The 25,335-nt window shown below is 35.5% G+C and carries 20 protein-coding genes; 10 read left to right on the top strand and 10 right to left on the bottom strand.

Annotated elements, in window-relative coordinates; translation table 11 throughout:
• Positions 1-16: 16 nt before the first annotated feature.
• The 6 genes from NK356_RS12165 to NK356_RS12140 all read right to left on the bottom strand — a co-directional run bounded on the left by NK356_RS12165 (position 17) and on the right by NK356_RS12140 (position 8,782).
• The gene (locus NK356_RS12165; protein WP_253317087.1) at positions 17-838 is read right to left on the bottom strand and encodes a class I SAM-dependent methyltransferase; all 822 of its coding nucleotides are present in this window, start codon (positions 836-838) and stop codon (positions 17-19) included.
• 114 nt (positions 839-952) lie between these two features.
• On the bottom strand, positions 953-2,815 hold the full coding sequence (mnmG, locus tag NK356_RS12160) for a tRNA uridine-5-carboxymethylaminomethyl(34) synthesis enzyme MnmG (protein ID WP_253317086.1): 1,863 nt from the start codon (positions 2,813-2,815) through the stop codon (positions 953-955).
• 147 nt (positions 2,816-2,962) lie between these two features.
• Positions 2,963-3,382, bottom strand: coding sequence for an rRNA maturation RNase YbeY (ybeY, locus tag NK356_RS12155; protein WP_034694045.1), 420 nt, complete (start codon positions 3,380-3,382; stop codon positions 2,963-2,965).
• Positions 3,383-3,386: 4 nt separating this feature from the next.
• A complete protein-coding gene (locus NK356_RS12150; protein ID WP_034694047.1) occupies positions 3,387-5,546 on the bottom strand; it encodes a patatin-like phospholipase family protein in 2,160 nt (719 codons plus the stop codon).
• 2 nt (positions 5,547-5,548) lie between these two features.
• Complete coding sequence (locus NK356_RS12145) at positions 5,549-7,996, bottom strand: bifunctional UDP-N-acetylmuramoyl-tripeptide:D-alanyl-D-alanine ligase/alanine racemase (protein ID WP_034694048.1); 2,448 nt, start codon at positions 7,994-7,996, stop codon at positions 5,549-5,551.
• A gap of 198 nt (positions 7,997-8,194) precedes the next feature.
• Positions 8,195-8,782, bottom strand: coding sequence for a thymidine kinase (locus tag NK356_RS12140; RefSeq protein WP_034694049.1), 588 nt, complete (start codon positions 8,780-8,782; stop codon positions 8,195-8,197).
• Between the two features lie 61 nt (positions 8,783-8,843).
• On the opposite strand from NK356_RS12140, the gene NK356_RS12135 reads away from it, so the two are divergent.
• The 5 genes from NK356_RS12135 to NK356_RS12115 all read left to right on the top strand — a co-directional run bounded on the left by NK356_RS12135 (position 8,844) and on the right by NK356_RS12115 (position 14,767).
• Positions 8,844-10,331 carry a hypothetical protein gene (locus NK356_RS12135; protein ID WP_253317085.1) on the top strand — a complete coding sequence of 496 codons (1,488 nt, stop codon included), beginning with the start codon at positions 8,844-8,846 and terminating at the stop codon, positions 10,329-10,331.
• 2 nt (positions 10,332-10,333) lie between these two features.
• Positions 10,334-11,008, top strand: coding sequence for a 16S rRNA (cytidine(1402)-2'-O)-methyltransferase (gene rsmI / locus NK356_RS12130; protein WP_034694051.1), 675 nt, complete (start codon positions 10,334-10,336; stop codon positions 11,006-11,008).
• A 6-nt stretch (positions 11,009-11,014) separates the two neighbouring features.
• On the top strand, positions 11,015-12,526 hold the full coding sequence (locus tag NK356_RS12125; protein ID WP_253317084.1) for a WG repeat-containing protein: 1,512 nt from the start codon (positions 11,015-11,017) through the stop codon (positions 12,524-12,526).
• Positions 12,527-12,700: 174 nt separating this feature from the next.
• The gene (fabG, locus tag NK356_RS12120; RefSeq protein WP_034694056.1) at positions 12,701-13,444 is read left to right on the top strand and encodes a 3-oxoacyl-[acyl-carrier-protein] reductase; all 744 of its coding nucleotides are present in this window, start codon (positions 12,701-12,703) and stop codon (positions 13,442-13,444) included.
• Between the two features lie 3 nt (positions 13,445-13,447).
• Complete coding sequence (locus NK356_RS12115) at positions 13,448-14,767, top strand: hypothetical protein (protein ID WP_253317083.1); 1,320 nt, start codon at positions 13,448-13,450, stop codon at positions 14,765-14,767.
• Positions 14,768-14,810: 43 nt separating this feature from the next.
• Here the strand turns inward: NK356_RS12115 and NK356_RS12110 are convergent, their stop codons facing one another.
• From NK356_RS12110 to NK356_RS12100, 3 genes are all read right to left on the bottom strand, one after another.
• Complete coding sequence (locus NK356_RS12110; protein WP_253317082.1) at positions 14,811-15,851, bottom strand: GMP reductase; 1,041 nt, start codon at positions 15,849-15,851, stop codon at positions 14,811-14,813.
• A 185-nt stretch (positions 15,852-16,036) separates the two neighbouring features.
• Entirely contained in the window at positions 16,037-16,825 is a 789-nt protein-coding gene (gene surE / locus NK356_RS12105; RefSeq protein ID WP_034694061.1) for a 5'/3'-nucleotidase SurE, read from the bottom strand.
• Positions 16,826-17,113: 288 nt separating this feature from the next.
• Positions 17,114-17,284 carry a lmo0937 family membrane protein gene (locus NK356_RS12100; protein WP_110008970.1) on the bottom strand — a complete coding sequence of 57 codons (171 nt, stop codon included), beginning with the start codon at positions 17,282-17,284 and terminating at the stop codon, positions 17,114-17,116.
• A 343-nt stretch (positions 17,285-17,627) separates the two neighbouring features.
• Here NK356_RS12100 and NK356_RS12095 point away from each other — a divergent pair, with 343 nt between their 5' ends.
• On the top strand, positions 17,628-19,757 hold the full coding sequence (locus NK356_RS12095) for a carboxy terminal-processing peptidase (protein WP_253317081.1): 2,130 nt from the start codon (positions 17,628-17,630) through the stop codon (positions 19,755-19,757).
• Positions 19,758-19,809: 52 nt separating this feature from the next.
• Here NK356_RS12095 and NK356_RS12090 read toward each other — a convergent pair whose 3' ends face one another.
• Positions 19,810-20,313, bottom strand: a complete 504-nt coding sequence (locus tag NK356_RS12090; RefSeq protein ID WP_034694065.1) for a superoxide dismutase family protein — start codon at positions 20,311-20,313, stop codon at positions 19,810-19,812.
• Positions 20,314-20,556: 243 nt separating this feature from the next.
• On the opposite strand from NK356_RS12090, the gene NK356_RS12085 reads away from it, so the two are divergent.
• The 4 genes from NK356_RS12085 (at position 20,557) to NK356_RS12070 (ending at position 25,241) form a co-directional block, all read left to right on the top strand.
• Positions 20,557-21,201, top strand: a complete 645-nt coding sequence (locus NK356_RS12085; protein ID WP_253317080.1) for a 4'-phosphopantetheinyl transferase superfamily protein — start codon at positions 20,557-20,559, stop codon at positions 21,199-21,201.
• Positions 21,202-21,292: 91 nt separating this feature from the next.
• Positions 21,293-22,195 (top strand): AraC family transcriptional regulator, encoded by a 903-nt coding sequence (locus tag NK356_RS24270; RefSeq protein WP_253317079.1) that lies wholly within the window; start codon positions 21,293-21,295, stop codon positions 22,193-22,195.
• 92 nt (positions 22,196-22,287) lie between these two features.
• The gene (locus NK356_RS12075) at positions 22,288-24,534 is read left to right on the top strand and encodes a TonB-dependent receptor (protein WP_253317078.1); all 2,247 of its coding nucleotides are present in this window, start codon (positions 22,288-22,290) and stop codon (positions 24,532-24,534) included.
• 47 nt (positions 24,535-24,581) lie between these two features.
• Positions 24,582-25,241 (top strand): hypothetical protein, encoded by a 660-nt coding sequence (locus NK356_RS12070; RefSeq protein WP_253317077.1) that lies wholly within the window; start codon positions 24,582-24,584, stop codon positions 25,239-25,241.
• The last annotated feature ends 94 nt before the right edge of the window (positions 25,242-25,335 follow it).

Here is a 25,335-nt window from a genome sequence, read left to right as displayed (position 1 = left end):
GTCAAAAATCGATTTTCTATCTTTTTTCGATAATATATATCAAACTTGAAAATTCGTTGGAAAACAATGCTTTTACGTTCGAAATTGTTCCGTAGACTACTGCTTTTAGCCAAAATAGAGGAGATTTTTTATATTTTTCGCTCAACATGGAGATGTAGTAGGAGTCAAGGACTAAGGGTTTGATTTTTCTCATTTTCCAGTCGGGATTTTTAGAAATTAAATTTTCCATTCCGTTTTTAGAAAAATGATAGATATGTCTTGGTACATCATAAGCGGCCCAATATTCTTTATAATGTTGGGCATCATAAGAAGTAGGGTTGGGAACTGCGATAACTAGAATTCCTTTTTCTTTTAATTTTCCGTGAAATATGCGGAGCATTTCATCCTGGTTTTCGATATGTTCAAATACATGCCAGAGTGTAATAGCATCTAAGGTATTATCTTCAATTTTTTGAATATCATCTAAAATGGAAGCTTTTGCTATTTTTCCCTTTGCTGCTTTTCTGGCATCAGCGTCGGGTTCAAAACCGAGGGTTTCAAAATCATTTTCTATATGCTTTACAAACTCTCCGGCACCGCATCCATAATCAAGAACTTTTGATCCATTTTTTATTCTGTCTACCAGTATATTTTTTTTATACTGCAGATTAAAAGACTGTAGGAATTTATAAAGTTTTTCTTTTAAACTTCCGGAATCCTGGTGATGAGAAATATAATCTTCACTTTCATAATATCTGGAAATATTGGATGGAATAGGAGTGGTTTTGAAGACTCCTTTTGTTTCAGTCTCTTTAATTTCAAATATTTCCTGTGAAAGAAAATGATCTTTTATTTTCATTGAAGTAAATATCTTTTATATGATAAAAAAATTAAGATATTCAGAAGTGTTTTACGCTTATAAATACCTTAATTCTTGTTTTTATTTTATAATGTTTCACGTGAAACATTTTTTTTAACGCCCTAGATAAACTAATAAAACATTAATATCAGCTGGGGAAACCCCGCTAATTCTTCCTGCCTGTGCAATAGTCTTCGGACGAACGTTAGACATCTTCTGTTTTGCTTCTGCAGAAAGGCTTGAAAGCTTCGTATAATCAAAATCTTCAGGAATTTTAATGTTTTCCAGACGATTTAATTTAGCAACGTTTTCTTTTTCTTTCTCAATATATCCTTTATACTTAATATTGATCTCTGCCTGTTCTCTTACTTCATCATTATATTGAGTAGAAACTTCTTTAATAAAATCAATTTCATCCAGTTTTTCTAATGTCATATTGGGTCTGGTAAGGATTTGAGCTGCTCTGTAAGCCTGATCTACAGGACTGCTTTCAATTGATTCCAGAACCGGATTGATAATACCTGGTTTTAAAGAAGTTTCACGGAGAAACTCTTCAAGTGACTGACTTTCAGATATTTTAGTTTCAACTCGTCTTAATCTGTCTTCTTTTGCTAATCCTAACTGGTATGCTTTCTCTGTTAATCTGATATCGGCATTATCCTGTCTTAAAAGAAGTCTGTATTCTGCACGTGAAGTAAACATTCTGTAAGGTTCTTCCGTTCCTTTTGTGATTAAGTCATCAATCAATACTCCAATATAAGCTTCATCTCTGTTTAGGATAAAATCTCCTTTTTCGTGTACTTTATTGTGTGCATTGATTCCGGCAATTAATCCTTGTCCTGCTGCTTCTTCATATCCGGTAGTTCCGTTAATCTGCCCTGCAAAATATAAATTGTCAATTAATTTAGTTTCGAGTGTATGTTTTAATTGGGTAGGAGGGAAGTAGTCGTATTCAATAGCATAACCCGGACGGAAAACTTTTACATTTTCAAATCCTGGAATATGTTTCATTGCTTTGATCTGTACATCTTCAGGAAGAGAAGAACTGAATCCGTTTACATAGATTTCTACTGTTTTCCATCCTTCCGGTTCTACGAAAAGCTGATGTCTGTTTCTTTCTGCAAAACGATTAATTTTGTCTTCAATACTTGGACAGTATCTTGGACCTAAACTTTGAATGGTTCCATTGAACATTGGGCTTCGGTCAAAACCTTCTCTTAAAATATCGTGTACTGTTTCATTAGTATATACGATATGACAGCTTAATTGTTTTGTCAGTTTCGGAGTATCAAGATAGCTGAACTTTTGAGGATTTTCATCTCCTTTCTGTTCTTCCATTTTTGAATAATCCAAACTTCTTCCGTCTACTCTTGGTGGAGTTCCGGTTTTCATTCTTCCTGCTTCGAATCCTAAAGTGACCAATTGTTCTGTAATTCCAAAAGCTCTTGGTTCACCCATTCTTCCTCCGCCTAATTGTTTATCTCCAACGTGGATTAATCCGTTAAGAAAAGTTCCGTTAGTAAGAACTACAGATTTTGCTCTGATCTCAATTCCTAAAGAAGTAACAACTCCTGCTACTTTATTATTTTCAACAATCAGTTGTTTTACCATATCCTGAAAGAAATCAAGATTGGGAGTATTCTCTAATGCTAAGCGCCATTCTTCAGCAAAAAGCATTCTATCATTTTGGGTTCTCGGAGACCACATCGCAGGACCTTTTGAAAGATTCAGCATTTTGAATTGGATCGCAGATTTGTCTGCCACAATTCCGGAATATCCTCCCATTGCATCAATCTCTCTTACGATCTGTCCTTTTGCGATTCCGCCCATTGCCGGGTTGCAACTCATCTGTCCGATGGTCTGCATATTCATTGTAATAAGTAGGGTTTTTGAACCGAGGTTAGCTGCTGCGGCTGCGGCTTCACAACCTGCGTGTCCGGCACCTACTACTAACACATCATATATTTCTGAAATCATTTTTATCTCGCTTGTTTTAAGCTTTAAACCTTATCTTTATAACCAATGTTTCACGTGAAACATTTTTGGAGAATGCACTCTAGGTAAACTTATATTGTTACTAGAATAGAGTACTTTAGATATGGGACTTTAAGTGATTGTTCAATTCTAAAACTTTAAATCCCTGTATTTATCCAGGTACAGATCTTCCATTCTCCGCATCTCTTTTTCTTCCTCTTCCGTCTTGTCTTTATAGCCTGCAAGGTGTAAAATACCGTGGGCTAAAACCCTTCTTAATTCTTCTTCATAATCTCGGGAAAGGGTAGAGGCGTTATCAGAAATGCGCTGCAAAGATACGAAAATCTCAGCGCTTATTGTCTTGCCTTTTACATAATCAAAAGTGATAATATCTGTATAATAATCATGCTGCAAATAATCCTGATTGATCTTAAGAAGATATTCATCATCACAGAAAATGTAATTGATTTCTCCTAGTTTTTTTCCTTCTGAAAGAATAAGATCTTCCAGCCATTTTTTGTAATCTGTACTTACCGACTCTGGTAAGTTTTCATAAAAGAACTGTATCATTTTTTTAAAACCAGTGTCCTAATATAACACTGAATATACCTTTTTGGTTATTTTTTAGGGAGTGGCTAAAGTTTACTTTTATCTGCCCGAAAGGAGATTTGTAACCTGCCGTAATTCCCAGTGAACTATAATTTACTTTAACTGCATCCTCAAACTTGATATCGTTTGATAAGTTGGCAAAGGTAAAGTTTCCGCTGATAAAATAGTTTTTATTAAACTTAAACTGGACATCATTAGAAGCCAGTATTACATTGTTTGTATAAAGCTGAGCGAAATAGAATCCTCCAAAACTTTTAAAATTCATAAGATTCTGCTCAAAAATTCCTCCTAATCTATATTGGTAATAAGCAGGAAGGTTCTCGCCGAGAGTAACCCCTCCAAATAGATTCAGACGATAACTGAATTGTTTCCCAAGTGGAATGTTAAGCCTTAGGTCTGCTTTAATCTGAATGATTCTTTTATCAACTTCAGACTTTAATAGATCTACAACCTTTCCTTCTGCAGCAAAATAAACCCCTTTGGTAGGGAATTCCTTATCATCCTGAGTATCGGTTTTGATAAAGACATAAGGGTTTAAAAAACGGCTGTAACGTCTGTTGTCTCCATTGCTGTTTTCCGCTTTAAAATAGTCATGGCTTATACCACCACCAATGGCAAATTTGTCCTTCCATATAGACTGTATATAGGCTTCATTTCTTATCCATTCCCAACGGTCTACTACGTAATTGTCTACATTCTTTATATCAAAACTCATCCCGGATGAATAAAGACCAACTCCCGGAATGTATCCGTTATCTATAAAATAATTCAGGTAATATCTCATGCGATCACCCACAACGACATCCAGGGAAAGGTTAGAATTTTTGAATAAAAGTCTTTTTGCAGAATAATTTAAAAGTAATCCTGTTTTAAAAACTTCGTCATAATGGAGTCCGAATTTTAAAAAATGGCGGGCATCATCTTCAGTGACGTAAAGCTTCAGGTAGTTGGCGTCATTCTCCTGAACGATATCATAATTGATAAATTTGTAGTTGTTGGTGGCAACCAGTTTATCAATCATTTTATTAATACTTCCATAGGTCTGCAAAGAGGGGAGGCGTAATCCCATTTTACCCAGCGTGTAGTTTTTACCGTAAATTTTACTTCCTTCAATAGAAATGCTATCGATCTTATAAACGTTGGAATAGATTGGATTTACGCGCTGTCTAAGGCGATCAAATGGTTTCTTTGGAAGCTGGTCCAGGATCTGGGAATATTTTAATCCTTCCACATATCCGCTATCCAGAATTTTCTTTTTATCATCGTAGCTTGTTGCAGACATTCCTTTCAGGTTGGGTTTGATATTGATGTCTGTATATTTATATTGTTTTCGGGTATCTTTTTTGATTCCGAAATCAATAACCTGGTTCAGAATAGCTATAATATTGTTTAAATCCTCTCTTTTGGAAAGATCCTGATTAAGGTCCACACCGATGACGATATCAATTCCTTTGTCCTTTAAAGGCTTTGAAGGATAGTTTACCGTCATAGCTCCGTCAATATAAATGCTGTCGCCAATTTTTACAGGATCCATTAAAGATGGGAATGCAGAACTCGCCATAATAGACTGTACCAGATCTCCCTTTTCAAAGATCTGCATATTACCGCTTTCAAGATTGGTAGCGACGCAAAGGAATGGAATAGGCATTTTGGAAAAGTCCTCAATATTGGAAACGTTTTTAAAAAGTTCTTTCAGAAGATAAACGTTTCTCTGTCCGGTACTGATTGAGGAGGGAAGTGTGATTTTTCCGTTTTTAAGCGGAATGGATAAAAGATATTTGTCTACAGATTTATTAAAAAAGCTGGCTTCCTGCCGGGACTTTGGATCCATAATCAGAGAATAGAAATCCGTATCCATGACTATTTTTTCTATTTCTTTCCCGGAATACCCGGCGGCATACAATCCACCTACGATGGCTCCCATGCTGGTGCCGGAAATATAGTCTACTTTCACTCCCAAAGAATCCAGTACTTTAAGAACTCCGACATGTGAAAAACCCTTGGCACCACCACCGGCAAGTGATAACCCTATTTTTGGATTTTTCGGAATTACCAAATCTTTTTTTACCTGAGAATGGATCAATAATAATTGGAATATGGAAAGCAGAATCAGGAGTTTTCTCATAGTTAATCTTTTATATAAATCCGTTTCACCCGGGGTGAAACGGAGGTTAATACTTCATAGGTTATCGTTTTGCAGTATCCTGCGAATTCTTTTAAGCTTGGTTTGGCGTTGAAAACAGTTACCGTATCACCTTCTTTTACGTGGGGAATATGGTCTACATTAATCATCATCATATCCATGCAGATATTTCCGACAATAGGTGCAAGAGTCTTATTTACCCCTACATTTCCTACCTGATTTCCGATGAGTCTCGGAATTCCGTCTGCATATCCTACAGGAATCGTTGCAATTCTCGTAGAATGATCCGCTTTATATCTTCTGCTGTAGCCTACTGATTCACCATTTTCAACGGTTGATATCTGTGAAATTACGGTTTTAAAGCTTACCACAGATCGTAATTGTTTCTGTATTTCAGGATCTGCTGATTCTCCCAGCATACCAATACCGATTCTCACCATGTCATGCTGATGATCTTTATAGCTCGTAATTCCTGCAGAATTCAGAATATGACGGATAGGAGTGTAGCCTAGTTTTTCAATAAGGTAGCTGGAATTTTTTTCGAAAACATCAAGTTGTTTCAAAGTGAATTCTTTTTCTTCAGGCATATCAGAAGAAGATAAATGACTGAACATACTTTGAACCTTTACATTTTTCTGACTTAAAGTTTCGCTTAACTGATCCAACTCAAAATCTTTGAAACCAAGACGGTGCATTCCTGTCTCCAGCTTAATATGGATTGGATATTTCTTATCATATCCGGATTTCTGAACGGCTTCATAAAATAGTTCCAATACTCTGAAACTGTAAATTTCAGGTTCCAGGTTGTATTCTATAATAGTCTGATAGCTGTGCTGTTCAGGATTCATAACAATAATAGGAGTAGTGATCCCTTTCTTACGAAGTTCTACTCCTTCATCTGCATAAGCTACCCCAAGATAATCTATATGATGATGCTGAAGAAATTCTGACACTTCAAAACTTCCCAGTCCGTAAGCATTGGCTTTTACCATAGCCATCATTTTAGTTCCAGGCTTCAGAAGAGATTTATGATAGTTGATATTGTGAAGGATGGCATTGAGATTTACTTCTAATACCGTATCATGTTTTCTGAGTTCAAGAATATCTTTCAGTTTTTCGATCTCAAATTTTCTGGCTCCTTTCAGTAGAATAATCTGATTTTCTATTTCAGTAAGATGTTTACTTTCAATGAGCTCTTTGGTGTCAATAAAAGTATATGTTTTAGCTTTAAATAATTCACTGAAGTTTGATATTTCATCGCCAATTAAGAATACAGAATCAAAATGCTGCTCATTCACCAGTTCAGAAACTTCTTCGTACAATTCTTTGGCGTTGGAATTCACTCCTACAATATCTGTTAAGACCAAAGATTTTTTAGATTTGTTGTATTCATTCAAAAACTGCAGGGCAGTCTTCAAAGAGTCAAGGTCAAGATTAAAAGAATCGTTGATGACAATATTGCCCTTAATTCCTTCAATCGCTTCAAGCCTCATTTCAACGGCTTTTAAAAGGTTGATTTTTTCAACGATCTTTTTATTTTCGATATTCAGTTCCTTAAGCACAGAGATAAGCGCCATAGCATTGGTTAATGTCGCTTCGTCTCTCTGATGAACCGGAAAACTGATTTCTTCACCCAAATATTCCACAATGATGTTTTCATCTTTAGAAATATTGTTTTTGATGAAAACCTGATTCTCTTTTTTAAAACCGTAAGAAATTAATTTTTTATCGGAATAGGAATTTTTAATTTTTTGATCCACCAAAGAATTATCTCCATTATAAATGATCACTTCAGAATTTTTGAAAAGACTGATTTTTTCGTCAATCAATTCTTCATCGGAAGAAAAGTTGGCAGCATGGGCAGTTCCGATGTGGGTAAGCAGCCCGATCTGAGGATGGAAAATATTTTCAAGTTTTTCCATTTCATGCGGTTTTGAAATCCCTACCTCAAAAATTCCCAGTTGATGTGAGCTGTTGATCTGAAGAAGAGACAATGGAAGACCGATCTGAGAATTAAAACTTTTAGGGCTTTTTACAGTAGGAAATTCGTTCCATAAACATTGATACAACCATTCTTTTAAAATAGTCTTACCATTACTTCCTGTAATTCCGATTGATTGTAAATGAGAATTTTCGAAATGATACTTTGCTAATTTTTGAAGAAACTCTACGGAATTTTCAACAATAATCCAGGTAATATTTTCAAACTCCGGATAGTGATGTTCAGAAATAATGACATTGATACCTCTGTCCATTGCAGATTCAATAAATTTTTCTCCGGAATTTTTCTGAGTATTGATCGCAATAAAGGCTGTATTTTTGGTAGAATAAATAATTCTGCTGTCGTAAGCTATATTTTTGATCAATAGATTTCCGTCTCCAATGATCTGTGCATTGGTGATCTCTGCAATGTGTTGTACTGTATAATTCATTGGTACCCTTTCTGCTTTATTTAGAGCGAAACTGCAAAAAGGTAAAACTGCAAAAGAAATAAAGACCATTCTGTCATCTTCTTTCCTTTTTTAATATTTTACAATAAAGCTTTTTCGCTTTTCATTTTAATAGTAAGTGAATATATTGTATGGTTTGATGCAAACAGCATTTTTCTCTGTTTTGCCTTTATCCATTAATTATTTTCTTTTTGAAAGTACTTCGTCAATAAAAACACGGCGGCTTACTGCTTCATAGCTTTCTGTTTCTCCTAATTCTACCAGATTATCTCCCTGAGAAGTTCTCATGGAATAGTTGGCCAGATTACCTGTTCTCTTACAAATAGCATGCACTTTTGTAACATACTCGGCAGTCGCCATCAAATTAGGCATTGGTCCAAACGGACGGCCCAAAAAATCCATATCCAATCCTGCAATAACTACTCTGATACCACTATTGGCAAGCTGATTGGCAACATCTACAATGCTTTCATCAAAAAACTGAGCTTCATCAATGGCTACTACATCACAATTGGAAGCCAACAGAAGAATTTCATTAGGGTTTTCTACTGCTGTACTACGGATTTTATTCTGATTATGAGAGACTACATCCTCTTCAGAATACCGTATATCCATTTTGGGTTTAAAAATTTCCACATTCTGTCCTGCCATTTCCGCTCTTCGCAATCTGCGGATAAGTTCCTCGGTTTTACCGGAAAACATAGAGCCACAAATTACTTCCATCCAACCACTTTGTTTGGAATGATTAATTGTATTTTCTAAAAACATTTGTTAAATTAGCCGTATATTTTTAACATCAAAAGTAAGCAATTTTAATAAGAATCTTATTATGCAGAATATCCAAGATTTAAAGGAAAAGATTTTTTTTGAATCCATGAATATCATTGATAATCTGGACAAAATAAGCAATATAGACGAATTACTTTCCAAGCAAGATCTTGTAGATGAGCTTGCTAACAGGATTTCTTTTTTGAAACTGCTGGAAAAAAATATTGAATACTTCGTAGCAGACAATACGACACAGAATCCGGACCATCAGTATGCCTCTTTTGTTTCAGGTGAAACAGAACATCATGATACCGGAAACGAAGTGATGGAAGAAGAAGCTATTTTCAATAATGAACTGAACGAAATTGATGAAAATGAAGTTTTTTCAGACGAACCTGAAGAAGAAGAGGCTGTTTTCAACAATCAGTTAAATGAAATTGTTGAAAATGAATTCCATGAAAATATCGTAAGCTTTGTAGAAGAAAACAAGGAAGAAAAATTACCGGAAAATATTCAGGAAGAGACTCCTGAATATGAAACTCTGGAAGAAGAAGCTGCTTTCAATAATGTGCTGAACGAAATTGATGAAAATGAAATTTCAGAAGAACAGAGAGCTGTTTTGAGTTTTGTGGATGAAGATAAAATTCTTGCGGATTCTACACCGGATTCGGATGAAGATCTTAATGAAGATCTGTTTTATAATGAAGTTACAGAAGAAGAAGCTATTTTCAATAATCAGCTTAATGAAATAGAAGAGCAGGAAGAAGAAGAAATTGCTAAGTCGGAATCTGAAAAAGAAACGGATTTTGCTGTAGTGAATGATGCAAAACCTCCTGTAACGGAAACAATTCCGAGTATTTTTGATACAGAAACGCTGGATGATGAAATACTGATTGAAGAAAACGAAGAACAGTTTCTAGCTTCAAATGTTTCCATAGAGCAGGGAGAAATGGCTACGGAAACTTCCAATGTAGAAAATATTCTGAGTGAGATTAAAAATGACCATTCTGAAGAAGAAACAAAAGAAGAAAGCATCCTTGCCGAAGTTTATGACCGAAGAAAAATTGTTGAAATCGATAAACCTGTTCCCGAAGAAACAGATAAACATCCTTCTGATGAGAGCTTCGAAAATTTAGAAGAATACCATCGGGAGAAAAAAATAAAATTAGCCAATATCAAAGGAATGAAGGCTGTTCAGTCACTTTTTGATGATGACCACCTGGAGCTTCCCAAAGAAGAGAAAACTTCTCCGGTTGTAAAAGAAGACTCAGGAAGTATTCTGAAATCCAATATTCCGACCAATTTCATGGAAGCAGATAAGCTGAAACCTGAATTTAGGCTTGATCTTAATGACAGACTTGCCTTCACGAAGATGCTTTTTGAAGGAAGCCAGGCAGATCTGAATGATACGGTTTATCAACTGAATCAATTCAGAACACTGGAAGAAGCCAAAGAATATCTTAGTGATCTGTATTATGACAGAAAATGGAATAAGGTGGATGAATATGCCCAGAGACTTTGGATATTGGTAGAAAATAAATTCTTATAATTTTGAGCGGAATCCTATATTTTGTTCCCACACCCGTTGGGAACCTGGAAGACATGACATTCAGAGCAGTAAATGTTCTGAAAGAAGTAGATTATATTTTATGTGAAGACACCAGAACTTCCGGAATACTTTTAAAACATTTTGAGATCTCCAAGCCTTTAAAATCTTATCATTTGCATAATGAGCATCAGGCAACAGAGAAAGTGATTGCAGACCTTAAAAACGGGCAGAATATCGCTATTATTACTGATGCGGGAACACCTGGTATCTCAGATCCCGGATATTTGCTGGCCAAAGCGGGAGCAGATAATAATATTGACATGATTTGCCTTCCCGGAGCAACTGCTCTGATTCCGGCACTTGTGGTTTCGGGACTTCCTAATAATGAATTTTTATTCGCAGGATTTCTGCCGCAGAAAAAAGGAAGACAAACCAAACTGAAACAGCTTGCTGAAGAAAAAAAGACGATCGTTTTATACGAAAGTCCTCATAAAATCAATACCACGCTGGAGCAGATTAAAGAATTCTTCGGAGAAGAAACCAAAGTAAGCTTAAGCCGGGAGATTTCTAAAAAATTTGAAGAAACTAAACGCGGAACAATCAATGAATTAATTGAATTTTCCAAGAGTAAAACTTTAAAAGGAGAGATCGTTCTTATTGTCAATAATTCTATTTAATTTTCTTTGAAAAAATTAGTTTTTGTATTGTGTTCTGTAGTCTGTACAGCACAGACTAACCAATATATGAAGGTAATCCTGTCGAAAAAAACAGGGAAAGAAATCAGTTCCTATTCGGAAGGATATGGAACATTCTATGACACTGGTTACAAGAAACAGGGAATTGTAGATTCTTTAGGAACTATAACGTTTGAATCTCCTTACAAAGGAAGTATTCTGCATGTTTTCAAAAACCGGTTTATCCTTTATTCTGAAGAAGGAAATAGTAGAAAATCAGCTGTAATTGACGAAAAAGGAACAGAACTTATTCCCCTGAACGATCAGGAGTTTAATACACCGTGGTGGAGTGAAGATTGTATCATCTCATCAAAACAGAATGCTGAAGCCGTCTATGATTTTAAAGGAAAGGAAATCATTCCTTATTCTGAAAAGATCCGTTTTTCAGGGAAGAACAGGCTTTTTGTCTTAAAAGATAAAAAATGGTTTCTGTATGACCTTAAAGGAAAGCAGCTCAGTACTCGTGAATTTAAAGAAGATTATAGCTTTGAAGAGGGTAGAGCGCTGATCATCAATGAAGACGATGAAAAAGAAATCATTGGAAATAACGGGCAGACTCTGCACAAATTTTCAAAACAAGTGGTAGATATCAATGCCTATCCTTATCTGATTACTCAAAATAAGGCTACAGGAAAATATGGCTTGATTGATGCTGATGGAAATACAATTGCTGACGAAATCTATAACGATATCACCCCGGAATACTTCGGTAAAAAAGAGTATATATACCTTACAAAAAACGGAAAAACTACGGTTTTCAGTAAAAAAGACAGAAAGCTGTATGCACAGGCTTTTAAATATTTAAATCCTTTATTGAATAATTATTTCAGTGTTTATAATGATAAGCTGAAAAAATCCGGAATTATAAATCTGGAAGGAGAAATGATTCTTCCTCAGGAATATGATTTCATCAGAAGTTTTACTATTTCCGGGAAAGATTTTATTTACCTTAAAAAAGGAAATGAAGAGAAGTTTCTTGATAAAGACCTTAAAAATATTGTAGGAGAAGGGGTTCAGATTCTGGGCTTTTATCCTGATAATCTTATTGTTGGAAAACAGGATCGTTACTACAGGTTTTCAGTGAAAGATCAGTCATTATCTGAGTTGAAAAATATAAGTCAGATAAAAAATGAGGATGTTGAATACTTTAATCCTCTTAATCAGTATTCAAAACCTCTGGTTTGTAGAAATACAGGCAATTTATATGGAATTCTGGATGGAAAAGGAACAGAAATTGTACCCTTTGTTTACGAAGATATTATCACATTCGGGAATGCTGAAAACGAAATCGTAGTGAAAAAAGAAGGAAAATTCGGAGTTTCCAATTTTCAGAATGAGCCTTTGAAAGAAATTATTTATGATAAATATTTCTGGCAGAAAGAGGTATTAAGACTGGATAAGAGTAAAAAAACAGACTTTATTTACTTCACCAGATTTAGAAATAATTCTGGTCAACTTTAATGAAAATCCTGATAATCATCAAAAAAATAGTAGTATTTTGACAATTTAAATGGGTTGAATAACATTTTATAATATCTTTGCAAACCGTTTAATTCCAGAAAGGAATTGTAGAAACATGAAGAGGCAGCTGTCACAAGCTGAACGAGTTATAAAAGAAAATAATTGTCAATAGATATGAAAATATTAGAAGGAAAAGTAGCACTAATTACCGGAGCTACAAGAGGAATCGGTAAAGGTATCGCTGAAATGTTTGCTCAACAAGGAGCAAAAGTGGCATTTACCTACGCTGGCTCTGTAGACAAAGCAAAAGAATTAGAAGCAGCTTTAAGTTCTGTAACCCAAATTAAGGGATATCAGTCTGACGCATCAGATTATGATGCAGCTCAGAAATTGGTGGAAGATGTAATGGCAGAGTTCGGGCAGATTGATATTTTGGTAAACAATGCAGGGATTACAAAAGATAACCTGTTATTGAGAATGTCCAAAGAAGATTGGGATAAAGTAATCAAAGTAAACTTAGATTCAGTTTTCAACCTTACAAAAGCGGTAATCAAGCCGATGATGAAGGCAAGATCAGGATCTATCATCAATATGACTTCTGTAGTAGGTGTGAAAGGTAATGCCGGACAAGCCAACTATGCAGCTTCTAAAGCTGGGGTGATCGGATTTACAAAATCTGTGGCACTGGAGTTAGGATCAAGAAATATCAGATGTAATGCGATTGCACCTGGATTTATCGAAACAGAAATGACTGCTGTTCTGGATGAAAAAACAGTTCAGGGATGGAGAGAAGAAATTCCAATGAAGAGAGGAGGACAGCCTGCAGATATCGCCAATGCATGTGTATTCTTAGGCAGCGAAATGTCAGCATACATTACCGGACAGACATTAAACGTTGACGGTGGAATGTTAACTTAAAAAATGAAAAAAGCACAGAATATAGTATTATTCTTGTCAGTTTTAATAGGCATCGGTCTGGCATACATTAGTGTTTTTAATGTATATCAGACCGATGATTATTTTTGTTCCTATGCCACCAGAAAATTAGGATTGCTGCAATGTTTTATAGATACCTATACAACATGGGGCGGAAGGTATTTCGGATACTCTGTGAATATGTTTAATCCTGTCTTTTATGACAGTAAAAATATTGTTCCGAAAATCTATCCTGTTTTTTTAATGCTTTCCTTTATTGGAGTTTCCGCATTCAACTTTAAAGAATATTTCAACTATTCTTTCAAAGAGTCTATTAAAAAAGGCTTTCTTTTATTTTTCTTTTATACCATACTTCTGGTAAGCCTGCCTGAACATTACTTCTGGATTACAGGTTCCAATATCTACTTCGTTCCTGCAATTTTAGCGGGTATTTTACTCTATTTTATTAAAAAAAATAAAGATACAGGAAAGAATATCTGGTTTTATCTTTCCCTATTGCTTGTCGTAATGCTGATGGGTTCTAATGAAATTCTGGCATTGATTGTATGGGGAATTCTGTTGGTGTCTTATTATCAGAAACGTAATAAGAAAAACCTGACTTTGGTATTGACTGCAAGCGTCTTTTTGTTGGTAAGTTTTCTTGCGCCTGGGAACTTCAACAGAATGGGTGAAACCGAACAAGGAATTATAAAATGGGCGAAAAGAATAGGCCTTTTTGGAGCTAATACACTCTATGTTGCAGCCAAAGTTCTTTTAATACTACCTTTATTTATGATGGTTTTTGAAGAAGAACTCAAAAAAATAACCAGTAAGATAACCTTTAAAAAAGCTGTTTTATTCTGGATCGTTTCATTGATTCCTTTGTTATTTACAGGGTATATTCTTACCTCTATCGCAAGGCAGTTTGAAAGTATTATCTTCTATTTCTTAATCACCTTTTCACTGATTGTCTTTTTTAAATTTGAAAAAATTAAAAAACTTGGGTGGATTTCCCTTTTCATTATTTTCCTTCCTGAGCTCAAAGCTTTCCCGGAGAAATATTCTTATTTTAATATTGATCTTAATGGTGAAAATATAGTCATGGAGCTTCTGACTACAGATCTTAAGGAATATGAAAGAGAGATGAATGAAAGGGTTGATATAATTAAAAACTCTTCTCAGGATTCTGTGGTGGTAGACAAAATAAAAGAAGTTCCGAGAATTTTATATATGGATGAAATGGCTTCTGTAAAAGAGGAAAAAACCTATGTAAATGATCAGCTTGAAAAATATTTCAATAAAAAATACATCAGAACAAAAGAATAAATAAAGGCTTTAGATACGTAATCTAAAGCCTTTTGTTGTATTTCTAGTCCTTAAAAACCTGGTTTTCCTGTTCCTGAACCCTTATAAAAGTTGTTCTTTTGGAAAGTTCCTTAAGCTGCGAAGCCCCTACATAAGTACATGTGGATCTCACGCCTCCTAAAATATCCTTTACAGTGTCTGAAACCGGACCTTTATAGGCTACTTTCACTGTTTTTCCTTCAGAAGCACGGTATTCTGCTACACCCCCGGAATGCTTGTCCATGGCTGTTTTGGAACTCATTCCATAGAAAGAACGATATTTTTTACCGTTTTCTTCAATCATTTCTCCGCCACTTTCATCATGTCCGGCAAACATTCCTCCCAACATGACGAAATCTGCACCGCCACCAAAGGCTTTTGCAACGTCTCCTGGAACTTTACATCCGCCATCAGCGATGATATGTCCGCCCAGTCCATGAGCGGCATCAGCACATTCTATAATTGCAGAAAGCTGAGGGTATCCAACTCCTGTTTTTACTCTGGTAGTACACACTGATCCTGGGCCAATTCCTACTTTGATGATGTCTGCACCTACCAATAGAAGCTCTTCTACCATTTCTCCGGTAACCACATTTCCGGCCATAATAATTTTATCCGGAAAATTGGCCCTTGCTTTCTTCACAAATTCAACGAAATGCTCAGAATAGCCATTGGCTACATCTATACAGAGAAACTCAATTTTTGGGTGCTTTTCGAAAATCTGTTTTATTTTTTCTTCATCTGCTTTTCCTGTTCCGGTACTCAAAGCAATGTACTGATGAATACTTTCAGGCTGGCTGTCCAGAAACTGGCTCCATTCAGCAGGAGTATAATGTTTATGAACAGCAGTAATAATTTTCTCTTTTGCCAGCTCTACGGCCATTTCAAAAGTTCCTACTGTATCCATATTGGCAGCAATTACGGGAACTCCTGTCCATTTTTTCTTGGTATGCTTAAAGGTAAATTCTCTTTGTAAATCAACTTCTGAACGGGATTTTAAAGTAGAACGTTTAGGGCGGAACATTACATCCTTGAACCCCAGTTTTATGTCATATTCTATACGCATTTTGTAATTATTTGTCAGAATAAAGGTAGTAAATAATCTTGAACAGGCACTTGATCAGGGAATGCTTTTTCCGGTTTATGGAACAAAAAAACAGGGTTTGAAAAACTTATTTCAAACCCTGTTTTATTTATTTCAATACTTCAACTCAGTGTTATACTGAATAGAACTTTCTGATATTTCCAGAATTATTTTGCCTCTTTTACATTTTCAAAAGTCATCACTTCTTCCAATGTTTTCATATATTCATAAGCTGTCAGGTCAAACTTTACAGGAACAATAGAAATATATCCGTTAGCCAATGCTGTTTCATCAGCATCTTCAGAATCATCCATATTGTTGAAATAACCGGTTAGCCAGTAATATTTTTTACCGTGCGGATTGATTCTTTCATCAAAGCTTTCTTCCCATTTGGCATTGGCCTGTTTACAGACTTTTACTCCCTTAATCTCTTCTGCTGGAAGTTTAGGAATATTTACGTTCAGTACAACTCCTTTTGGCATTGGGTTTTCCAATGTTCTTCTTACAATATTCTGAATAAATTCCTTAGCCTGAGTAAAATCCGCTTCCCAACTGAAATCCAGTAATGAGAATCCAATAGCAGGAATTCCTTCAACACCAGCTTCTACTGCAGCAGACATTGTTCCGGAATAGATTACATTGATAGAAGAATTTGCTCCGTGATTGATCCCTGAAACTACAATATCAGGTCTTCTGGTCAGAATTTTATCAAGAGCCATTTTTACACAGTCTACAGGAGTTCCGCTGCAGGAAAAATCTGTCTGCGGGCCATCCAGGGTAACTTCTTCGTAACTTAGGGTAGAATTGATAGTAATAGCGTGGCCTTTTCCACTTTGAGGAGAATTGGGTGCTACAACCACTACTTCTCCGATTTCATTCATAAAACTGATAAGATTTCTGATACCAGGAGCTGTAATTCCGTCATCATTAGTCACCAGAATAAGTGGTCTTTCCATAAATTATCTTTAATTTTTTATTTAAATAGAGTAGTTTGTTCATTTTCAGAATTGAACAAATAGATTTTCAACACATCAAATGTAGGTAAAAATCAGACGCAATAAAATACCGGATTGGGATTGGCTGTACTGAAAAGAGAAATAAAATTCTCATACTTTGACTAATAGAATGAAGAACAAAGCATAGATAAGGAAAAGCAAAAAATGCAGAAAATAAAACTGAAATGAAGAAAATTTAATATGAATTTCATTTCAGTTTTAATGTAAGTGGTTGTACAAAATAATAAACTAGTCGAGAGGCTTTCTGCCGGAAATGATATTATAAAGAATAACAATAATGGCAATGACCAGTAAAACGTGAATTAAATAACCTGTGCTCATTCCGGGAACTACTCCTAGCATTCCCAATAGCCAAACAACGATGCAGATGACTGCGACTAACCATAGTAAACTTTTCATGACTTAATATTTTGAATTTGTATGGTTAATTCTCTGCATATTTTATGCCTTTATGGTTAAAAATTGGTTTTTGTGGTATGTGTTTTCTGTTTTTAGATTAAAAAATAAAAATTTAGATGTGCCTGAAAAAAGGATTGATCTGTATCATTTTATAACGAAACTGTCTGATAATAGGAAATGGCTCATACTGTCTTGATTATTTGCAAATCTCTTTAAATAAAAATGATCAAAACTGTCGATATTTGTAAATAAGGTATTAAATTTGATCATTTGTAACAGTACCAAACTTACTGCTACTAATTACTATACTTATTTTAAAAAAATTAATAAATAAAGACAGTTTATGTGGAAAAATTTCAAACTGAATAAATTTTTACTCCTGATTCCATTAACCAGTCTAATGTTTTGTTTCAACTCGCCACAGAATGACGATGAAAAGATGCAGACGATAATGGTGAGCGTAAAAAACACACTTTCTTATCTGCATTATAGCCCGAAATCTATCAATGATGCCTATTCGAAGGACGTTTATAAGCATTATTTCGAATTGGTAGACCCAGCGAAAAGATATTTTCTGCAATCTGATATGGATGAATTCAACAAGCATGAAACCAAGCTTGATGACTATATCGGACAAGGTGATCTTACATTCTATAAGCTTACAATTGACAGACTCTACCAAAGAGTGGATGAGATTGATAAAATCACACAGGATATCTTCAGCAAGCCCATCAATCTTCAGGAAGATGAAACGCTTACTCTTGAGCCCAAACTAAAAAAAGTACCTGCCAACAAACAGGAACAGTATAATGAGTGGAAAAAATTCATCAAATACAACATCCTTCAGGAAGTTGAGTCGATGAACAGCAAAGAAGAGGCTCAGAAAGAAAAGAAAGACTCTGTTCAGAAATACAAACTGAAAGATACGATTAAGTTTAAACCACTTACTCAGGACGAGAAGATCAAAAAAGCGACTGATGAAGTAAAAGACCTTGTAAAAGATACTTTCACAAGATTCAAAAAGAGAAAGAAAATGGATTGGTTTACCGTGTATATGAATGCGTATACAGAAGTATTCGATCCGCATACGAACTATTATTCTCCAAAAGATAAAGAAGATTTTGATACACAGTTTACCGGAAAAGTAATCGGTATCGGAGCTCTGATTCAGGAGAAAAAAGGAAACCTTTACTTAGGAGCGCTTACCATTGGTGCACCGGCATGGAAATCAAAACAGCTTTCAGAAGGAGATAAAATCCTGAAAGTAAGATCAAAACCGAAAGAAGATGCTGTAAATGTGGTAGGAATGCTTTCTGATGAAGCGGTAAGATTAATCAGAGGAGAGAAAGGAACTCCGGTAACATTAACTGTTCAGAAAAAAGACGGTACTATTAAAGATGTAACCATGATCCGTGAAGAAGTTGCTATTGAAGATACTTTTGCAAGAAGTATTGTGGTGAACACTCCAAATGGGAAGAAATACGGTTTCATCAACCTTCCAAGCTTTAATGCTGATTTTGAAAATGCCAAAGGAAGAAACGCTTCTGATGACATCAAAAATGAAATCATTAAGCTTAAAGAACAGAATATTCAGGGAATCATTCTTGACCTTAGAAATAATGGAGGAGGTTCTTTAACTGAAGTAGGAGATATCATGGGACTTTTCATGGAAGCTGGTCCTTACGTTCAGGTGAAAGACGGAAACGGTAAAATACAGACGCTTAAGAACAAAAATGAAACTCCAATCTGGACAGGTCCGTTGGTTATCATGCAAAACGAACTTTCAGCTTCTGCTTCAGAAATCCTTGCAGGAGTAATGCAGGATTATGGTAGAGCGATGATTATTGGATCTCCACAATCTTTCGGAAAAGGTACCGTTCAGACTTTTGTTGATCTGAACAGATTCCTGAACACTGAAGATGATTTCGGATCTCTAAAACTGACAATTCAGAAGTTCTACAGAATTACCGGAGAATCTACACAGAGAAAAGGAATAGTGTCTGATATCCAGATGAAAGACTTCTTTACGTATGCTGAAGTAGGAGAGCGATATGATGATTATGCATTGGCTTGGGATAAAATTCCACCTACAAAATTCCAGAAACTGAATTATTTCAACATTCAGGCACTAGAGAAGGCAAGTGCAGACAGAATGGCTAAAAACAGCAATTACCAGTTGTTATTAGAATCTGCTCAGTGGAGAGAAAAATTGGATAAAGAAGAAAATATCACTTTGAATATTACGAAGTTTAATGAACTGATGAAGAACAGAAAATCTCAGATTGAAAAGTTCAAGGCTTTGACAAAATTTGAGAACGGTCTTCAGTTCGTCATGTATCCAAGTGAAATTGAAAGAGAGAAAAAAGACGAAGCTTTCAAGAAAAAATCTGAAATGTGGATCAAGAATCTGAAAAAAGATCTTTACCTGCAGGAAGCAATGAATATTGTATCAGATATGGGAGCTAAATCCTAAACATAAAAAAGCCGCTAATTTTTATTAGCGGCTTTTTTATTGAGTAACAGGATTACTTAATTTCTACACATCCCACTCTTCCTCCGGCATTTCCGGTAGGCTGGGTATGGAAGTCATCCGCTGCTGCGTGCACAATAAGGCCTTTCCCGATGATGTTTTTAGATTCATCAGTACATCCCAGACACCATTTGTCTGTCTTGAAAGTCAATGTTGCAGTTCCACTCTGATCGGCAACCAGGTTTCCTATATCTCCCATATGGAAATGTTCAGCACCCCATTTCCCATGATCATTCTTCGAAGGATTCCAGTGACCTCCTGTAGAAGTTCCGTCTGCTGCAGAGCAATCTCCTTTTTCATGAATGTGTACCGCATGGATTCCGGGAGTAAGGTTGGTAATATCCAGCTTCATGGTTACTTCATTTCCATTTTGAGTAAACTTCGCCGTTCCTCCTGTCTGTGTTCCGCTTTTGGCATTTACAGAATATGTTTTTGTTGTTCCACATGAAACGGCTAAAACTGCAAATCCTGCCAATAATGCTAATGTTTGTACTTTCATTTTTTAAATGATTTATAGTGATTTTAGGATAAATTTAAAAAAGATTTTCCAAAGGGCTTTATGATCTTAATCTTTTTTAAAAAACAAGACTTAAATGGTAACCGTGATATGACTTGTTTTAAGCTTAAATTCAGAAACTTTACTCTGTAGCCTAACTTCTTTAAAAAGAGGCGAAAAAAAACTTATTTTAGTGGGTAGAAAGTAATCTTTATCCTATAGGTGTCGGCCGGAAAGAAATAAAAAATGATTATCCTGTATACATTCATCAATGAAACAAAACATCAGCCTCTTCTTGATAGGTATCTACCTTTTTTTTCCCAGGAAATTAAAAAAGATATCCTGAGGTACAGAAGATGGCAGGATGCTCAGCTTTCTTTATTGGGAAAAGTTCTTTTACAAGGTGGACTGAAAACATATTACAATATTACTGAGCCAGAAATAGGAACTCTTCCAAACAAAAAACCTTATTTGAAAGGATGTCATTTGCATTTTAATATCTCGCATTCCAAGGACCTTGTTGTTTGTGCTTTTGCAGAATATCCTTTGGGAATAGATGTGGAATTTAATGATCCTAAGACGAATTATCAGGATTTTGAATTTCAGATGACTGCTAATGAGTTTCAGGAAATTGAGAACTTTGGTGATAAAATGAAAGCCTTTTTTACCTTTTGGACGAGAAAAGAAGCGGTAATAAAAGCCCATGGAGCAGGAATGATGTTACCTTTGGATTCTTTTGAAATCTTGCATAATGAATGTAGTATTGAAGGAGAAAAGTTTTTTACCCAAGAGATTTTTATTCATGAAGATTATCATAGCTTTATTAGTTCTTCAGATCAGAAAATTAAAGATATAATCCCTATTATTGAGCATTTTGAAATAGAAGTTTAAGGTAAAATAGAAAACTATTTTCTGATAATAGCAATAAAAGACAACATAATTCCGCTCCGGAAAAATATCTTTGTGAATTAACAATTTTGAAGTGGAAGAATATAAAAAACGGATTGTAAAAACAATTCAATATATTGATAACCATATTGATGCAGATCTTTCTCTGGAAAAAGTTTCAGAGGTAAGTGCCTATTCCCCTTTTCATTTTCACAGAATTTTCAAGCTGGTTACAGGAGAAACCCTTCAGAACTATATTATCAGAAAGAAAATAGAGAAAAGTGCTCTTCATCTGGCGGTTCATAAAAATATGGAGATCAAGGAGATCTATTGGGATCTTGGTTTCTCCAATCATTCAGTTTTCTGTAAAACATTCAAAAAATATTACGGTCTCGCCCCCACTGAGTTTCGCAGATCAGCTCCGGAAAAATTTCACAAGATTTTACAAGTACAAAGCAAGAACGGACAAGTTGATACGGTTTTCAGCCAATACATTTGCAACATTGAAAACCTGTTAAACTGGACTAAAATGAATTTAAAAATCGAAGTAAAAGAAATGCCGGAAATGAATCTGGCCTCTGTTATGAGCCTTGGAATGGCTAATGTAGAACCTTCTTTCAACATCTTAATAGACTGGGCAAAAAAGAAACAACTGTTTCCTCGGGAAAATCTTAAAATGATCTCTGTTTATCACGACAGCTGCAAGATCACACCTCTTGATAAGGTCAGGATTCATGCCTGCATGCTTTTGGATGAGAAACTGACTCAGCAGGAAGGGGAAGTGTTTGCAGAAACTTTAGAAGGCGGAAAATACATTGTAGGAAGCGGTGAAGTTACTCTCACCGACTTTGAGCAGTGCTGGGTTTCTTTGTTCCTGTGGATGAATGAGAACCATTATTCTACAAGAAGAACCTTTCCCTATGAGATCTATCACACCAATTTTAAGGAACATCCGGAAGGGAAGATGATCGTGGATTTTTGCATTCCGATTCATTAATTACCATTCGGTAGCAAAAGAATGCCTTTCAGTAATAAATTTTTTACAGAAAGGCATTTCTCGTACTATTTTTGACCCAGAAAACAATAAAAATGAAAACAAAAGGACAAAACATACTGTTTCTGATTCTCCTTCTCACTTCCATCATGGGATATTCCCAGGTGAAAATATCAGGAAAAGTATCCTTTAAAAACAAAGGAGTCGCTGAAGTAAATGTTACGTTGAAAGATACCTATGACGGTTCAACAACAGATGCTCAGGGGAATTTTACATTTGAAACTTCAGAAAAAGGGGCACACGTCATAATCTTTACCCATCCAAAATATGAAAATATTGAAAGGACGGTTTCTATTGAAAATCAGGATATTTCTTTGAATGTTGATCTTAAAGAACAGATCAGTGAGATTGATGCAGTAGTAGTTTCTGCAGGATCTATTGAAGCCAGTGATAAAAAAAGAGCAACAGCATTGCTTACGCCCATAGATATTTATACCACAGCAGGAGCAGACGGACAGATTTCTTCAGCATTGACATATCTCCCGGGAGTCCAGAAAGTTGGAGGAACCGAAGGGTTATTCATCCGTGGTGGTACAGGAACAGAATCTAAAATCTTTATGGACGGAAGTCTTATCAACAATTATTTTTCAAATTCTGTTCCGGGGATTGCCGGAAGAGATCAGTTCAATACTTCTCTTTTTAAAGGAAACATCTTTTCAAGTGGAGGTTATTCTGCACTGTATGGGCAGGCCCTTTCCGGAGCATTGATGCTGGAAAGTGTTGATCTTCCGGATGAAACGTCCTATAATTTTGGGGTTTCTCCTATTTTTCTGAGTGCAGGATTTCAGAAGTTAGGAGATAATAAAAACTATTCCTACGGTGCTACAGCTGGATATTCTCTTTTAAGTCTGATGCAGAAAGTCTTTAATTTTAACACAGACTTTGTAGAAGCTCCCCAAGGTCTTAACGGAGATCTTAATTTCAGATTTAAAACAAAGTCAGGAGGCTTTTTCAAATATTACGGAATGTTCAACTCCAATAAAATGGGAGTGAGATCAGAAAGTCTTGAACCCGGATATGATTTCAGTCTGGTAAAACTTAACGGAAAAAATACATTTCATAACCTTTCTTTTAAACAGAAATTTGGAAAATATCTCCTGAATGTAGGCGGTTCTTATTCCTACAACAGATCGGATCTTCATTTTTCCACAGAAACCAATGATGTTGAATCCAACAGAAGCCAGCTTCTGACTGATGGAAATTATCTGAACTTCAAAGCTGTTCTTGAAAGAAAAATCAACAGAATCAGTGCAGTACGAGGAGGAATTGAGCTGAATAATACCGATGAAAACCTGAATTTTGAAGCAGTACAAAAACATTATAAAGATTTGATCTCCTCTGCTTTCGTGGAAACTGATCTTGGTTTCAGCAATGCGTTGTCAGCGAAAATAGGAGTGAGAGCAGAACATTCTTCATTTTTAGGAAAGAATAATATTGCACCTCGTTTTGCTATTGCCTACCACCTTGCAAAAGACTGGACCACTTCGTTAGCTTATGGACTTTTTTATCAGAATCCGGAAAGTAAATACATCAATGGACCTGCGAATCTTGGTTTCCAGAAATCCCAGCATTATATTTTCCAGGTTCAGAGAGCTTCAGAGGGCAGAACTTTACGTTTTGAGGCATTTTATAAAAAATATGACCAGCTGATTAAAACATTCAATATTACTCAGGACAAAGAGCAAAATCAGCAGATTCAGACTGCTTTAAACAATGATGGCTACGGATATGCAAAAGGACTGGAATTTTTCTGGAGAGATAATAAAAAGACCTTTGAAAATATCGATTACTGGATCAGCTACTCCTACCTGGATTCCAAAAGAGATTTCCTGAATTATCCGGTAAGCCTGCAGCCGAGTTTTGCAGCAGAACATACTCTTTCAGCAGTAGCAAAAAGATTTATTCCGGAATGGAAACTTGGGGTCAATTTATCCTACACTTATGCAAAAGGACGTCCTTATTATGATATTGCCTCTACCTTTGAGAATGGAAGAGCCATCAATTATACCCGAAATGAAGGAAGATTAAAAGATTACAATGCATTAAATTTCAGTATTAATTATCTTCCGAATATTGGTAAAAAAGATGCGAAAGCCTTTCCTGTATTTGTATTGAGCATCAGCAATTTTTTAGGATCAAAGAATATTTATGGCTATAATTTTTCAGCCAACGGTTCAAGAAGTTCTGCCATTGTTCCGCCAGTCAATACTTTTGTTTTCATAGGAGCATTTATAAGCTTTGGAGTAGATAAAACAGATGATGCCATCAATAATAATTTATAAAAAACATATCTTAGAACAAACATAACTCACTTTTAAAATTTGATATCATGAAAAAATACCTTTTAAGTTTTGCTTTAGCTTTTGTGAGCTTAACTGTTTTTGCACAGGCAGATTATGACAAAATAATGTCTGAAAAAATTGCCAGAATAGAAACCTGTAAAACCTCAGAAGATTTCCAGACTCTGGCGAATGATTTCCAGAGAATAGGGAGTAAAGAAAGTACAAAATGGCTTCCGGCTTACTATGCAGCATTTTCTTATATCCAAAAAGGAAGAACCCTGATGAGAGACGGAAAAATGCAGGAGTTGGATGGTATCGCAGACCAGGCTGAAAAACATCTTTCAATGGCTCAGAATCTTGCAGGAACGGATAATGCAGAAATTCACCTGTTGAGAAAAATGTCTTATTCTCTGAGAATGATGGTGAATCCTGCACAGCGTTATATGACAGATGGGGCAAGAGCTACTGAGGAAATGAATATTGCAGAAAAATTAGATTCTTCAAATCCGAGAATTGCACTAATCAAAGCGGAAGATGTTTATTTTACTCCGGAGCAGTATGGAGGTAGCAAAACCAAAGGATTGGAGATGTTTAAAGATGCTCAGGCAAAGTTTAAAACCTACAAGCCCAAAACGGCTTTAGATCCTAACTGGGGAAGAGGAGAAGCCGATTATTTCTTAAGCTTACCGGCAGAAAAAGCAAAATAGTTTTCTCTATGTTTCATATCTATCAACCTTCATTCGTGGAGGTTTTTTTATACCATTCGGAAAGAAAAATAAGCCCTTCGGTAACAATTAATTT

Source organism: Chryseobacterium sp. S0630, from assembly GCF_024158915.1.
In the GTDB taxonomy this organism is placed as follows: domain Bacteria; phylum Bacteroidota; class Bacteroidia; order Flavobacteriales; family Weeksellaceae; genus Chryseobacterium.
Note: the sequence above shows the minus strand (reverse complement) of the source record. Positions and strands in the feature narration are given on the sequence as shown.